The organism is Aequorivita sp. IT1282, from assembly GCF_058068205.1.
The window spans coordinates 16,889-33,332 of the sequence record NZ_JBYRHR010000003.1 but is presented as its reverse complement, the minus strand read 5'-3'; the positions used below and the strand labels follow the sequence as shown (position 1 = coordinate 33,332).

Genomic DNA, 16,444 nt, shown 5'->3' with positions numbered 1-16,444 from the left:
GGCACTCATGAACACTACAAAATACATCTTCGTTACGGGCGGGGTTTCATCATCATTAGGAAAAGGAATTATAGCAGCATCGCTCGCTAAGTTATTACAAGCCAGAGGCTATCGTGTAACTATTCAAAAATTGGATCCATATATAAATGTAGATCCAGGAACACTAAATCCTTACGAACACGGCGAATGCTATGTAACCGATGATGGCGCAGAAACCGACCTAGATTTAGGTCACTACGAGCGTTTTCTTAACGTAAATACTAGTCAAGCAAACAACGTAACAACTGGTCGCATTTACCAAAGTGTGATTCAAAAAGAACGCCGCGGCGAATTTTTAGGAAAAACGGTACAGGTTGTTCCCCACATCACAAACGAAATTAAAGAACGTGTTCAACTTCTCGGAAACACGGGCGAGTACGATATAATTATCACCGAAATAGGTGGTACTGTAGGCGATATTGAATCATTACCATACATTGAAGCAGTACGCCAAATGAAGTGGGAAATGGGCGACGACAACGCATTGGTTATTCACTTAACCCTTGTACCCTACCTTTCTGCCGCTGGTGAACTAAAAACAAAACCCACCCAACACTCGGTAAAAACTTTGATGGAAAGCGGAATACGCGCAGACATTTTGGTTTGCCGTACAGAGCACGAACTTTCAGACGATTTACGTAAAAAGCTGGCCCTTTTCTGTAATGTAAAACAAGAAGCGGTTATTCAATCTATTGATGCTTCGACAATTTACGATGTTCCAAACATGATGCTTGAAGAAGGTTTGGATACGGTTACGCTTCAGAAGTTAAATTTGAAGAATTCAAAAAAACCAGATTTAAAACAGTGGAATAAATTTCTTGAAAGACACAAAAATCCAAAAGGCGAAGTTCATATTGGTCTAATTGGAAAATATGTGGAATTGCAGGATAGCTATAAATCTATTCTTGAATCTTTCATTCATGCAGGCGCAGAAAATGAAGTAAAAGTAAAATTAGAATTTATTCATTCTGAACATATAAATGCTAAAACCATCGGCAAGAAATTGTCAAAGCTCGATGGAATTTTAGTGGCTCCCGGATTTGGTGAGCGTGGTATTGAAGGGAAAGTTGCAGCAGTGAAGTATGCACGAGAAACCAATTTACCATTCTTAGGAATCTGTTTAGGAATGCAAATGGCAGTTATTGAGTTTGCTCGAAACGTTCTGAATTTGAAAGATGCTAACAGCACCGAAATGGATACGCAAACCAAAAACCCTGTAATTAGTATTATGGAGGACCAAAAAAATATTACAGACATGGGTGGTACCATGCGTTTGGGATCTTGGAAATGCGATTTGAAAAAAGGAAGTATTGCTAGCAAAGTATACAAAACTGACACTATTGAAGAGCGTCACCGCCACAGATACGAATTCAACGATAAATATCTTGCACAATTTGAGGCTGCAGGTTTAATGGCTACAGGTGTAAATCCAGGTACGGGGCTTGTAGAAATTATAGAAATACCCACGCACCCTTGGTTTGTTGGTGTGCAATATCACCCTGAATATAAAAGTACGGTTGCCAATCCGCATCCGCTATTTGTAGCTTTTGTAAAAGCAGTGCACGATCACTCTTTGAAGAACAAATAGGACAATTTGACGCAATACTAAAATAGGCGGGATTATTGTCTTGCCATATAACATTAACGATAATACACTTTTGAAATATTTCAAAAGAAGAAACAAAAGATGGAACAAAAGAAATTCGACTTAAACTCACTTGTAGGCTTTTTATTAATTGGTGGTATCCTAATTTGGATGTTGTACATGAACAAGCCCACCGAAGAAGAACTTCAAGCTGAAAAAGCTAAAACTGAAGCTGCAGCAAAGCAAGAAGCTGAAACTCAAAAAAAGGCAGGAGACATTACATTAGCAGATGCAACAGCTGATACAATGGAAGCTGTTAAACCTGGTGATTCTCTAGCTTTAGAAGCATTGAGAAATAAATTAGGATCCTTTGCATATTCAGGAACGCTTCCTTCTGCGACGGATGAATCTACCATTTTTGAAAATGACGTACTTTACTTAAAAGTAAACAACAAAGGTGGATACATATCTGAAGCACTTTTAAAGAATTTCACCAAATATGATTCTGTTCCAGTATATCTTATAAAGGATGGAAGCGCTTCATTAAATCTACAGTTTACTTCTGAAAACAGAACTTTAAACTCTCAAGATTTATATTTTGAACCTACGTTGAGCCAAAGTGGTAATGACCAAGTGCTTTCCATGAAGTTAAAGACTTCTGAAAATGGGTTTATTGAATACCGATACACATTGCATCCGGGCGAATTTATGATGGACTTTAGCATCAATAGCCAAGGTTTAGATGGGGTTATTAATACTTCGCAGCCAATGTATTTAGATTGGAAATTGAAGGGGTATCGCCACGCAAAAAGTATTTCGTACGAAAACCGATACTCGCGTTTAACGTATGAATACGAAGACGAAAAACATTCTAAACTTTCTCCTTCAGGCGAAGATGATGAATTGGAAAAAGATGTTACGTGGATGAACTTTCGCCAGCATTTCTTCAGTTCTATGTTACTTACAGATACTCCGTTTAAAGAAGTTAAGCTTACCTCTGTAGATTTGGTAATAGATGAAGAGATAGATACAACCTTCACCAAACAATACGGTGCAAAAATGCTTTTAGAACCTAAAAATGGTGCTATATCGTATGATATGAATATGTATTACGGCCCATCAGACTATCAGATTTTTAAAGAATACGGTCGTAATCTTGACGAAGCAATGCCACTTGGTTGGGGTATTTTCGGTTTAATAAACAAATACATTATCATCCCGCTTTTTGCATTTTTAACTGCTTTCCTTCCTGCGGGAATTGCAATTATTGTTTTAACAATTTTAATAAAACTAATGCTTTCGCCCGTTCAATACAAACAGTATTTGGCGCAAGCAAAAATGAAGGTTTTAAAACCTGAACTTGACGAGATTAAAGAAAAGTTTAAGGGTAATAGCTTAAAAATACAGCAAGAAACAATGAAGGTTCAGAACTCTGCAGGCGCCAGTCCGCTGAAGGGTTGTTTGCCCGCTATCCTTCAGATTCCGGTGTTTTATGCGCTCTTTACATTCTTCCCATCTGCGTTCGATTTAAGACAGAAAAGCTTCCTATGGGCAGACGATCTTTCCAGTTATGATACTATTGCGGAATTACCTTTCCACATACCGTTTTATGGAGACCACGTAAGTTTGTTCCCAATTTTGGCATCTATCGCCATCTTCGTTTATATGATGATGACTATGGGCCAAAGCATGCAGCAAACGCAGCAACCAGGAATGCCGAACATGAAATTCCTTATGTACCTTTCGCCATTATTTATGTTGGTATTCTTCAACAACTACGCGAGTGGTTTATCACTTTACTATTTTGTTTCAAACTTAATTACCATCGGAATTATGCTTGTAATTAAAAACTTCATAATTGACGAAGATAAAGTTCACGCCAAAATACAGGTGAAAAAAGCTACTCCAAAGAAACAAAACAAGTTTCAACGCAAAATGTCTGAAATGATGGAGCAAGCTGAGGAACAGAAAAAAGGCGGAAAAAAATAAAACAGCTATAAACGCTGGAAGAGTTAAAGCCTTCCAGCGTTTAAAATAGATTACGAATTACACCGTTTACTTTTAAGTAAATGAATATTTCTGAAATGAAAAAAATAGCTTTCATCTTCTTTATTGGAATTTTCTGCACTATTAGTGTTTTTTCACAAAGTGATATAAACCAAATGGACGCACAAGGCCAACGCCATGGACTTTGGAAGAAAACGTTTGACGGAACTACTCAGCTTCGTTACGAGGGCACTTTTGACCACGGTAAAGAAGTTGGTGAATTCAAGTTTTACTGCGAGGAATGCAAAAGCCAACCAATGGTTACTAAAAATTTTACTGGCAAAGACAATCTTGCCGATGTGAAATATTTCACCATTAAAGGAAAACTCGTAAGCGAAGGAAAAATGAATGATAAAGACCGCATTGGCGAATGGGTTTATTATCACGAAAAGTCTAAAAACGTAATGACTCGCGAGCAGTATACCAATGGTAAATTGGACGGCAAGGTTGTTACCTACTACCCTAACGGAAAAATCACCGAAGAAATTAATTATAAAAACGGCATTAAAGAAGGGGAAAGCAATAACTACTCTCCCGATGGCGTATTGTTGAATAAATTGCTGTACATCAACAATCTATTACAAGGTCCCGCAACTTATTACGATGCTTATGGCAATGTTGTTATTGAAGGATTTTATAAAAATAATAAGAAGCACGGACTTTGGAAATATTACAAAGACGGAAAAGTAGTTTTGGAAGAAACGTATCCGAAGCCCACGGATAAATAATTATCCTTTCAAGTAAGGCTATCTAAAAGCTTTCGACCACCATATCCTAAAAGTATTTTATCTTTACACCCTCATTACCCAAAGCCATTTTGGCCGAAGGCTTATACATTTTAATTATTATGAAAAAACGAGTTGTTGTCGGACTTAGCGGAGGCGTAGATTCCAGCGTTGCAGCCTATCTTTTAAAAGAACAAGGCTATGATGTTATTGGTCTTTTTATGAAAAATTGGCACGACGATACGGTAACCATTTCTGATGAATGTCCGTGGTTGGAAGACAGTAACGACGCAATGCTCGTAGCCGAAAAACTTGGTATTCCTTTTCAAACTGTAGATTTAAGCGAACAATACAAAGAGCGAATTGTAGATTATATGTTTCGCGAATATAAAATGGGACGCACACCAAACCCAGATGTGCTTTGCAATCGCGAAATAAAGTTTGATGTTTTTATGAAAATCGCTCTCAGTTTGGGTGCCGATTTTGTTGCAACTGGACATTACTGTAGAAAAGGTGTTATTGAGAAAGATGGAACAGAAACTTTCCAATTACTTGCAGGCAAAGACCCAAATAAAGATCAATCCTACTTTCTGTGTCAACTTTCGCAGGAGCAGCTTTCAAAAACCCTCTTCCCTATTGGAGAATTATTAAAACCTGAGGTTCGTAAAATAGCTGCAGCGCAAAATTTAATTACCGCAGAAAAACGCGATTCGCAAGGTTTATGTTTCATCGGAAAAGTGAGATTGCCTGAATTTCTTCAACAAAAACTAGCGCCTAAAGATGGTGCAATTGTAGAAGTGCCAGCAAGTTTTTCAGAATATAAAATGAAAGTTCCAACTTTTTCTTCCGAAGAAGAGAAACTGGAATATCTTTCTGCAAAACGCACCTATTCAATGACCGACGGCAAAAAAGTGGGTATTCATCACGGAGCGCACTATTTTACCAAAGGGCAACGTAAAGGCTTAGCCGTGGGAGGAACCAAAGAACCGCTTTTTGTAATTGATACGGATGTAGATGAAAATGTAATCTACACGGGGCAGGGCAAAGACCATCCAGGGCTTTACAGGCGCGGGCTGTTCGTTAAAAATGAAGAGATACATTGGGTTCGCGAAGACCTAAAACTCGCAGAAGACGAAAAAGTGGAAGTTATGGCGCGAATTCGCTACAGACAACCTTTGGAAAAAGCAACCTTGCACCGTACAGTTTCCGGACTTTATGTTATATTTGAAAATCCACAATCTGCTATCACCGAAGGACAATTTGTTGCATGGTACGAAGGCTCAGAATTATTGGGCAGTGGCGTAATTTCCTAATAAATAAATATGATGAAAAAATTATCCCTTTTAATTTTTGTTTTAAGTACCACTTTTGCTTTTGCGCAAATAGAAGACGCGCTTGTATTTTTGGAGTCGAAAGATCCAACCGTTGTTGCGGCGGCTCTTTCCAATCCAACTACCATTTTAAGCCAGGCAGCGATTAATAGAAAAACTGCACAAGGCACCCCCATTGACGATAGAGACGTTCCACTTAACGAAGCTCAGAAATCTGATATTAATGCATCTACCGGAATTACTGTTCTTGCAAAATCGAAATGGCTAAACGCTGTTTACGTTCGCGGAACTGAGAATAATATAAATAATTTATTAAACTTTCCATTTGTTGCAGATATTGAATTTGCAGACAAAAGTTTAAATAGACCTACCAACGGAAGACAATTTACAAATGATAAGTTTGAAGTTGAAAACGAATCGCAATCTAGAGTAATTTATAATTACGGAGATGCTACCAATCAAACAGAAATGATTACTGTTGACTATCTTCATGAAAATGATTTTATTGGAGAAGACATTCTTGTTGCCTTTATGGATAACGGTTATCCTGGTGTACTTACAAACCCTGCATATGCTACATTAAGAAATGAAGGCAGATTGTTAGGTTATTATGATTTTGCTGCCAGAGTTGAAAATTCTAATGGTAATGGAAGTCACGGTGCTAGTACTTTTAGCGATGCAGCAGGCTTTCTAGATGGACAATTTGTGGGTACTGCTCCAGGCGCATCTTACTATTTATACATTACAGAAGATAGTGATGAATCTCCTGCTGAGGAAGCCTATTGGGTTGAAGCATTAGAGCGCGCAGATAGTTTGGGCGTATATGTTACAAATACCTCTTTAGGGTATCAAGATTTTGACAACTCATCATTCGATCATACCTATCAAGATCTCGACGGGCAAACAACTATTGCCGCGAGAGGCGCAAATGCAGGATTTGATAAAGGGATGATTAACGTTACCTCTGCCGGAAATGATGGCCGACCAGGTAATTTTGGATATGTTGCTACTCCAGGCGATGCGCCAGGTAGTTTTACCATTGGTGCAGTAACCAGTTCTGGCAGCCCTTCAGATTTTAGTTCGTATGGTCCAACGGTTGACGGGCGTATCAAACCAGATGTTGTTGCTCAAGGTTCGAGTGCCGCTGTGGTAGATCAATTCGGAAATGTTACAACTTCAAGCGGAACATCATTTAGTTCTCCAATTATGGCGGGTGCAGTAGCTTCCTTATGGAGCGCTTTTCCACATATGAAAAATGAAGTAATTGCACAGGCAATTCGCGAGTCTGCAAGCAGATACACTAACCCAACGGATAAATTAGGTTACGGTATTCCAAACTTTGAAGAGGCTCTTAACTCCCTACTTTTATTAAGTGTTGAAGATCAAATGCAGGATAATTATTTCGCACTTTATCCAAACCCTGTAAGCACTCAAATAAATATTTCTTTCCCAAAAAACTCAGAAAACGCAGAGTTTACGCTTTTCAATGTTTTAGGTGAAAGAATTCTTCAAACTAGAATTACTTCTATGAATAACAGCGTTGATGTTTCTGGATTAAATTCAGGAATGTACATTGCTTCTATCACTTCAAATAACAAAACAACAAGCTATAAAATCATTAAAAAGTAGTGCAAAACCGGATTACCGAACTTTTTAATATAGAACATCCCATTGTTCAGGCTGGAATGATTTGGAATAGCGGTTGGCGTCTCGCCTCCGCTGTTTCTAATGCAGGAGGCTTAGGACTTTTGGGCGCAGGCTCTATGTATCCTGAAGTGCTTCGCGAGCATATCGTGAAATACAAAAAAGCTACCGATAAACCTTTTGGGGTAAACGTACCCATGCTTTATCCAGATATTGATAAAATTATAAATATCATTATTGAAGAAGGCGTAAAAATAGTTTTCACCTCAGCTGGAAATCCGAAGACATATACTTCAAAATTAAAGGAGAACGGAATAACAGTTGTTCACGTGGTGAGTAGTGTGAAATTTGCACTGAAAGCACAAGATGCCGGAGTAGACGCAATTGTTGCCGAGGGTTTTGAAGCGGGCGGACATAACGGTCGCGAGGAAACCACAACTTTCACATTAATCCCGATGGTGAAGGAACATTTAAAAGTTCCATTGATAGCCGCAGGTGGAATTGCCACTGGTCGCGGAATGTTGGCTGCTATGATTTTGGGCGCAGACGGGGTACAAGTAGGAAGCCGTTTTGTTGCTTCGGAAGAAGCATCTTCGCACCACGCTTTTAAACAAATGGTTGTTGACGCTAAAGAAGGCGACACTCAGCTTACTTTAAAAGAATTGGCACCCGTAAGAATGCTTAAGAATAAATTCTTCGAAAGCGTAATTCAGCTTTATACTACCAATCCTACAAAAGAAGATCTTGTAAATCATTTAGGTCGTGCGCGTGCAAAACGCGGTATGTTTGAAGGAGATTTAGAAGATGGCGAATTAGAAATTGGTCAAATTGCCGGACTTATTCACGACATAAAACCAGCGGCACAGATTTTAAAAGACATGCTTCAAGAATTTGAATTAGCTAAAAAGGAAGTTACTAAACTTTAGAAATTTCTAATTAGCAGAATATAATTTACAGAACATTAAAAAACCCTTCCGAAACTAATCGGAAGGGTTTTCTTTTAAATTAATAATCTGTACTTATTCCTTAATAAGTCTTTTGGTTATTCTACCGTTTTCACCTTGTATAATTACTATATAGGTTGCTGCGGCCATTTCAGAAATATCGATAGCCTTTTCAGTGCCCATGCTTCTAAGATCTATGCTTTTCACCATTCTTCCTCTAATATCAAAGATCTCGAGTTTTTCTAGTGAAAGACTTTGTGGATTACCTATGGTAACACTATGCTTGGCAGGGTTTGGATACATTTGTATACTGCCAATGTTTGCATTGTTATCGCCTACACCCAATACACTTTCAACGATAAGTTCAAAGTCGCAAGTTGATACGTTACCGTATTCATCTTCCGCAGTAAAGGTAATGGTATAAGTTCCATCAGATAATGGTGTGCCAGCTACAGGATCTTGTGAAATTATTGTTACAGGATCTGTGCAATTGTCTATTGCAGTTGCTTCACCATTTGCAAAGTAATCTGGGAGAATGTAAAATACATTCCCAGGTCCCGGATCAACAGTTTGGTCTAGTGGACACGTGAGAACAGGCGCTAAAAGATCTACAACTGTTACCTCAGCGGTACAAGTTGCTAGATTGCCATTAACATCAATTGTAAACACTTGAACTGTTACTGGGGTTCCAATATCACTACAACTAAACATTGTAATATCTACAGCTACAGCAAAAATGCCACATATATCTGTATTGCTAGCTATTACATCCATTGGATCTAAAATAGCGGTTCCATTAGCACCAAGCTCCAAAGTAAAGTCTTGACAAACCAAGACCGGGCTTGTGTTATCTTCAACAGTTACTATAGCGGTACAAGTACTGCTGTTTCCATTTACATCGGTGACAGTAAGAACAACCGTGTTATCGCCTACGTCTGAACAATCAAAGGTATCAATATCCAAAGCGTAAGTAGCTATTCCACAAGCATCCGTACTTCCGCCATCGACATCAGCTCCTACAATGGTTACCACACCAGTTATTGGATCTAATTGTACTGTGATGTTTTGGCAGTTTGCAACTGGCGCTGTAATATCCTCTACTGTTACAATTGCTGTACATGTATTAGAATTACCGTGAATATCTGTAACCGTTAACGTTACAGGGTTATCACCCACATCGCTACAATCAAAACTACTTGGACTTACAGATGATGTTGCAATTCCGCAAGCATCAGAGCTGCCACCATCAACATCTGCGGCAACAATTGTTGCATTTCCAGAAGCGTCTAATTGTATCGTTATATTCTGGCAGACCATTGTTGGTGGCTCGTTATCCGTTACCGTAATTGTAAAGCTACATACTGTTGTATTTCCACCGGCATCCGTGGCCGTGTATTCTACAGTGTTTACTCCTACAGGGAAACTACTTCCGCTTGGAAGGCCTCCAGTTTGAGAAGCCGTTGCGCTGCAATTGTCAAAGACTAATGGCATTGCGAAATTTACAACCGCACTACAGAAACCAGCATCAGAATTAGCTGTTATATCTGCAGGACATACAATGGTTGGTGGTATACTGTCTTCTACAGTAACTACAGCCACACAAGTACTTGTATTTCCATTTACATCCGTTACCGATAAGGTTACGTTGTTAGGACCAATATCTGCACAAGTGAAATCTGTTACATCTATAGAAGTGCTTGCAATTCCGCAGGCATCTGTACTACCTCCATCAACATCTGCTGCCACTATGGAAACATTTCCTGTAGCATCTAATTGTACAGTTATGTTTTGGCAAACTGTTGTTGGTGCTACATTGTCTTCTACATTTACTGTAGCATTACAAGTACTTATATTTCCTATTGCATCTGTAACTGTCAACATAACAGTGTTAGCTCCTACATCTGCACAAGTAAAGCTACTAGGCGAAACACTCAAAGTAGCAATTCCGCAATTATCTGTGCTACCACCGTCAACATCGGCTCCTACTATGGAAACGTTTCCTGTTGCATCTAATTGAACAGTAATGGTTTGGCATAAAGCTATTGGAGCTTCTACATCGAGTACGATTACATCAAAACTACAAGTGTCTGTATTTCCTGACGCGTCTGTAGCTGTAAATGTATTGGTTGTAGTTCCAACAGGGAAAGTACTTCCACTTGGTAATCCTACGGTTTGTGAGATAGTACTACTTGGCAAATCGTAAATCAAGGTTCCATTAAATACTCTTGGAGTGAAAACACTTCCAAATGGGGTATTAGAAGCTGATCCCATTGACATCGATAAATCGGCATTAGAATAGTTTTGATTAGCTCCCGTTCCATTGGTATAATTGTGCCCGTGTGTTGCATCCATTACTATAGCAATTCCATAACTCGTTGCTGCGTTTAAAGTAAATGGAGTAGTTAGAACCGCTAATGACGGATTATCTATACCTGCAGCAGTTCCAGTACCTGAGCCCACTAACGTCCATAATCCAGCGTTTGTTTCATTGCCTACATGCGTTCCTGGCGTGGTATAAACATCAATACTAAATGCGCCACCAGCTCCGGCAGCAGTGTTCACTTCAAGCGAATTAATATTTAAATTAGTACCCGCGATTGTAACATTAAAATAAACAGCACCTCCAAAATTACCACTATTGTTTGAGGCAAAGAGTGATGTTAATGAGCCTGATCCAACACAATTATCTGTCGCTGTAGGCATAGGGTAAGTAACAACTGCGCCACACATACCAGCATCGTTATTTACTATCATATTTGCTGGGCAGGTAATTACTGGATCTTCAGTATCATTCACAGTAACGTCGAATGAACAAGTTACAATTGGATTGATACCATCATTATACTCAAAAGTGTTTGTAGTTGTACCTACTGGAAACGCACTTCCAGAAGGAAGACCTGCGGTTTGCGTTAGACCACCATTAGCGTCCCGCGCAAAGGCTATACCATCTAAAGCTGTTGCTGTAACACCAACAAAGGTAACTACACCCGAAGTAAGATCTAAAGTTGCTAAATAATTTGGCCCACTACCACCAAAACCATCATTCACGCCAACATACATAACGTCGGCTATACTCGAATCCATAGTGCTTAATTTTGGATTAGCAAGTGGTGGAAATCCATTGAAAGTAACCGCTGCAATAGCAGTATCTAAACCAGTGACTTGATTAACGCTATACAAAGTACCGCCACCATTTGCATCACAACGATATAGCGTGCTGTTGGCAGAAAAAGCCATTCCATTACCAGGATTGCAGCTACCCGTAGAACCTATTAAATTAATAGCAGCGGTTCCAAGATCAATATCGCCTAAATCAACACATCCACCTCCCAGAATTCCATCAATAAACATTTTATTATCGGAAGGTCGCGAAGACATATCAAAAACTGGAGAACCTCCAGTGCCTGTTTGAGGGGTAAGAACCCCAACTTCGGTTCCAATTCCTGAAGATGGATCAATTGTTAATAGAACTTGCATATTATCTGAAATTCTTTTTCCTATTCCAAATAATTGTCCTGATGCAATATCATATTCTAGACCACCAACGTTATTAAAACCAATTGGTCCTATAGCAGTTGCTGAACCAGTTAATGGATCGATAATATGAAGCGTTGAAGGTGCTGAGCTACCTACTGCAGTTGTGCCGTATAAAATCTCTGTACCTATTGGACAATTATCTGTTACAGTTGGCATTGGGTAGGTTACCACTGCACTACATACATTTGCGTCATTATCAACTATAATATTTCCAGGACAAGTGATTACCGGATTTTCAATGTCATTAATTGTAACATCGAAGGAACAGCTTTGCACTGGATTTATCCCATCGTCAAATTCAAAAGTGTTGGTAGTTGTACCAACTGGGAAAGTACTTCCGCTTGGCAATCCTGCTGTTTGAGTAATTGCACCGCTTGCACCAAAAATGGTGTAGCCATTCCATCGGTCATTTGCATATATCCACGCTTGACTGTTTTCATAAGCAAAACCGAAATCGGTCGTGGTTAAACCGATTGAAGTCGCAGCGCCGTATGCACCTGTTGCTCTATCATATAAATGAACAGATTGGGTGGTTTTGTCATAAATTGCATATTCACTACCCACTATACCAGTATAACCTACAGAATATAAGGCATACACAGAACCAACAGGTATTCCTGTAAGTACTAATGTTCCACTTGTAATCCCTGTAGCTCTGTCAACTTGTGTAATTGACCCGGCATCGTAATAAATTATTTCATTATTACCATAATCTAGGTCTCCACAAGATTGATTATTGGGTTGATTAGCGGGAAAAATAGGTGTTAAATTACCATCTGGACAGTCTCCTGCTAGGTCAGTGCTAAACACACCAGCTGTAAAACCTCCGTTTGCTTCTGATTGACTTAAGGATGCATTCCACCACACACCTCTATAAGAAATCCCACTCGCAACATCGCTAATAAAAGCACCAGTCGTACCATCAAAACAATCTAAAGGATACGCAGCAGATCCAGCATTTGCGCTATAATATCTATCTGCTATAGGATTATAACTAACTCCAGATCTATTTCCGGTACCACCTGCTGAAGAAATTAATTGTAACGTGGCAATACCATTTGCCAATGGAGAGCTACTGCAACCGGAAGGAGTATCGACCGTGTAAGTAACTACAGCACCACAAATTCCCGGATCATTGTCTTGGATAATGTTTCCTGGACAAACAAATGGGCCACCGACTCCGCCACTAATTACATTAACAATAGCAGAACAGGTTGAAGTTGCTCCATTGTCGTTTGTAACTTCAACTGGAATCGTGTTCATACCTATATCTGCACAAGTAAAACTGACTGTTGGAGCTAAAGGGCTTCCAGCCAAAACTGTATAACCACCGCAATCAACAGTAACGCTATGCAATAAGTCGGCTGCATTTACAGTTGCATTTCCGGAGGGATCAAGTGTAACATCAAAAACTGGAGCAACAATTTCATAATCGTAATCTATACCCCAACTAACTAAGTTCCCCGTGTCTGCACCGGCATTATCAGAGACTGTTAATTCCCATACGCCCAATGTACTTTGTCCATCAAAAACTGATAGTGGATTGTTTGGAGTAAACAATCCGCTGATTGTTGGTACAGTTCCAGCGCACTCATTTTCAATTGGATTGGCTGCTTCGTCATCAAGTATCGCATCTATATCATTACCACCACACCCAAATGTGCCTGGAGGTGCACCAATTCTATCAACAATTGTTACGGTTGGCCCTGCAGGAGATTTTATTTTAATTATAAGATCACCGACAAAGGTGTGTGTTAAATTTAAAATAATATCTAAATCTGAAATCGTAACATTTTCGGTAACATTCATGAGGGAAGTTATTCCAGCCGCATTATTATCTGGTATTGCCACTCCAGGACTTTCAGATTTTGATCCCGTCATTGGTATCGCACCTGAACCTTTACAAATAATTACAGGTGGGTCATTGGTTACATTAATATCATCAGTAAGCACAGTTGATGCACCACTACAAAGATCATTAACAGTATAAGTAACAGTCACCAAACCTGGACCGCCAACACTTGGATCAAAAGTAAATGTACCGCCATTATCGGTCACCCCCGGACCGCCGTAAACACCGCCCGCTGGCGTTCCACCAGAAAGACCGGTTTGAATTCCGTCAGAAAGGCAAACTTCGTCAATAGTATCAAAACCTGAAAAACCTGGTGGTAAATCAAAAGCTTCTGTACCATCTGTTTTACTTGATGATGATCCTTGATTAGCACTAAATCCTAATCCTCTATCTGCAAATGCTTGCCAAATTGTACATAAGTGAGCACCTCCATAAAGCGCTTGATCTGCCGCAATAATTGCATCGCGACCATCAACAAATCCTGGGCTACACGGCTGTATTTTTAATCCTTCAGTTACAATTGCCAAGGCAACATTATTTCCACCTGTACCATTATAAAAATCTGGATCAAATCCGTCTGTTGCAATAATTCCCCAGGTCATATCCCAAAGCATAGTAGCCCAAACTTCTCCAACACCGTGTGGAGCTACCATAGTAATAATATCATCATATGTATGGTTGTTAACGGCAAAGTCAGTACTGTATCTCTGAGTTCGAACCCCAGGACCATTAGTAGGTTGGCCTAAAAGATAAGTACCTACCCCTCTAGCATCAGTTCCTGTGTCTCCGGCTTCAATGGTTACTAATAGACCATAAAAGTCGCTCCAACCTTCGCCCATCTGTTCTTGGTTACCTAAACAACCAACATTAAGAGCACCTCCAGTTAGCCTATTAGAAACACCATGGCCATATTCATGAACAACAACTCCAGCATCAAGATTACCGTCGTGTGAAGGGGTAGCGTTGTTACATAAAAACATATTCATTGTTGGATTTGAACCATCGGCAGGAGTACCAAAAGTCGCATTACAATTTCCCGCTGCCTGCGCGTTAGCATTAACGCTATCTGAACCTAGCCCACCATTTCCGTAGTTGTTTTCTTGAAAGTTACCGCTAGCTTCGTCAAATCCATAAAAGTACAAGACATCGTGAATAATATTATTCCAATAAAACAGATTGGTAATATATGGTGCTGTGTTTAAAGCAGGATTCTGGTTTAGGTCAATAGGAAAATCGAAGATTAATGCAGCAGTACCATCGGGACGGTCTGCAAGCTTATGTGCATCTACATTATTACCGGTTGTTACCGTAAATTCAGCACCTACAGCTCCATTGGTATCATGCCATCCAAAAGGTGATGCAGTAGCATTATCCGGATTATTTTCTAAAGTACGCGCTCCATGATTTGGAGATTCTATGGGCATGGCATAAACTCTATAGCCACCTACCAGCGCAGAACTATAATCTGTAATAATACTACTAGAATTATTATCGTTATTCTTATAAGTTTCAGCTTCATTTATTGGTCCTATAGGTGAAATAAACTCTACGGAATTTTCGCCATGGAAATGTTCATTATGTTCATCCATAATATTACAAGAAACCGTCCAATTTTCTTTGTCTATTATTTTTCCTGTTGAAGCATCCACACGAAAATTCCACCAATCCGTTGAAGTTTTTTCGGCTATGGAAAGTTCCCAAACAAGTTGTGTGCCTATTCCTTCTCTATAATAGTACATTAATTTTACGGGAACATCCACTAAAGATATTCCTGCTTTATTATAAATGGCGGCTTTATTTTTGCCGCCTATACTTTTTAATTCTTGAAGATTGGAAACTTTGTAACCCATCTGTCCAGCCACAGAAGAGATTGCCTGGCTTGCCGAAATTGCTTGTGAATTACTTTTAAGTGTTGCACTTACATCTGTTAGAAATTTATTGTGCTCCGTTAAAACTTTACCAGTTTTATCTAGATGAACACTAGATTCTGTGCCATACACTTCCAAACCGTTAATAGCTTGTCTTAAATAAATGTGGTGAATGCCGCTCGTTCGGCTTATGTGCTCATTAGTAATTACATACTGATTACTTTTTTGCTGTATTAGTTGGTTTAGCGAAATGGTTGATGGTTTTGCGGCCATTTGCGCTGCTTCCTTTTCTTTTTCAGGGTTTTTGTGCTGTGCAGATAGCTGAATAGTCAGCATACACAACACCATTAGGAGTAGTGTCGATTTTTTCATAATAAAAATATGGTTTAGTTAGTTCCATAAATTTAAAATAAAATATTGGGAATCAACGGGTTAAAATCACAAAATTTTAACAATTACAATAATTGCAAAAACTTTGACAAAAAAAAACCTCCCGAATTGGGAGGCTTTGTCTTAAAAAAATTGTGTGTATTAAAGTACTTTTACGTTAACCGCGTTCAATCCTTTTTTTCCTTCTTGAAGATCAAATTCAACTTCGTCACCTTCACGAACTTCGTCGATTAGGCCTGAAATGTGTACAAAATGTTCTTTGTTGGTTCCTTCTTCAGTGATAAAACCAAAACCTTTGGTGTCGTTGAAGAATTTTACTGTTCCTTTGTTCATTGTATTTAAATAAATAATTAATATAAGCGGCAAAGATAGTATTATTATTAACATAGAAGCTAATTTCTAATATTTATTTTAATAATCTAAAAAATTAAATTATTCATCTTAATTTAACGCTTCCACTAAACATTTTCCCTTTCAAGCCCC

At 39.0% G+C, this 16,444-nt stretch carries 8 protein-coding genes; 6 read left to right on the top strand and 2 right to left on the bottom strand.

Annotated elements, in window-relative coordinates:
- Nucleotides 1-7: 7 nt before the first annotated feature.
- From pyrG to AC3RVG_RS06965, 6 genes are all read left to right on the top strand, one after another.
- Nucleotides 8-1,627 (top strand): CTP synthase, encoded by a 1,620-nt coding sequence (pyrG, locus tag AC3RVG_RS06990; protein ID WP_489690733.1) that lies wholly within the window; start codon nt 8-10, stop codon nt 1,625-1,627.
- A 99-nt stretch (nt 1,628-1,726) separates the two neighbouring features.
- Entirely contained in the window at nt 1,727-3,613 is a 1,887-nt protein-coding gene (gene yidC / locus AC3RVG_RS06985) for a membrane protein insertase YidC (protein ID WP_489690732.1), read from the top strand.
- 95 nt (nt 3,614-3,708) lie between these two features.
- Complete coding sequence (locus tag AC3RVG_RS06980) at nt 3,709-4,398, top strand: toxin-antitoxin system YwqK family antitoxin (RefSeq protein WP_489690731.1); 690 nt, start codon at nt 3,709-3,711, stop codon at nt 4,396-4,398.
- A gap of 119 nt (nt 4,399-4,517) precedes the next feature.
- Entirely contained in the window at nt 4,518-5,708 is a 1,191-nt protein-coding gene (gene mnmA / locus AC3RVG_RS06975; RefSeq protein WP_489690730.1) for a tRNA 2-thiouridine(34) synthase MnmA, read from the top strand.
- Nucleotides 5,709-5,717: 9 nt separating this feature from the next.
- Nucleotides 5,718-7,355, top strand: coding sequence for a S8 family peptidase (locus AC3RVG_RS06970; RefSeq protein ID WP_489690729.1), 1,638 nt, complete (start codon nt 5,718-5,720; stop codon nt 7,353-7,355).
- The gene (locus AC3RVG_RS06965) at nt 7,355-8,296 is read left to right on the top strand and encodes an NAD(P)H-dependent flavin oxidoreductase (RefSeq protein WP_489690728.1); all 942 of its coding nucleotides are present in this window, start codon (nt 7,355-7,357) and stop codon (nt 8,294-8,296) included. The genes AC3RVG_RS06970 and AC3RVG_RS06965 overlap by 1 nt, the downstream gene beginning before the upstream one ends.
- 93 nt (nt 8,297-8,389) lie before the next feature.
- Here AC3RVG_RS06965 and AC3RVG_RS06960 read toward each other — a convergent pair whose 3' ends face one another.
- Together AC3RVG_RS06960 and AC3RVG_RS06955 are read right to left on the bottom strand one after the other, a co-directional pair.
- Nucleotides 8,390-15,943 (bottom strand): M36 family metallopeptidase, encoded by a 7,554-nt coding sequence (locus tag AC3RVG_RS06960; protein WP_489690727.1) that lies wholly within the window; start codon nt 15,941-15,943, stop codon nt 8,390-8,392.
- Nucleotides 15,944-16,102: 159 nt separating this feature from the next.
- Entirely contained in the window at nt 16,103-16,294 is a 192-nt protein-coding gene (locus AC3RVG_RS06955; protein WP_026451656.1) for a cold-shock protein, read from the bottom strand.
- Between the last annotated feature and the right edge of the window lie 150 nt (nt 16,295-16,444).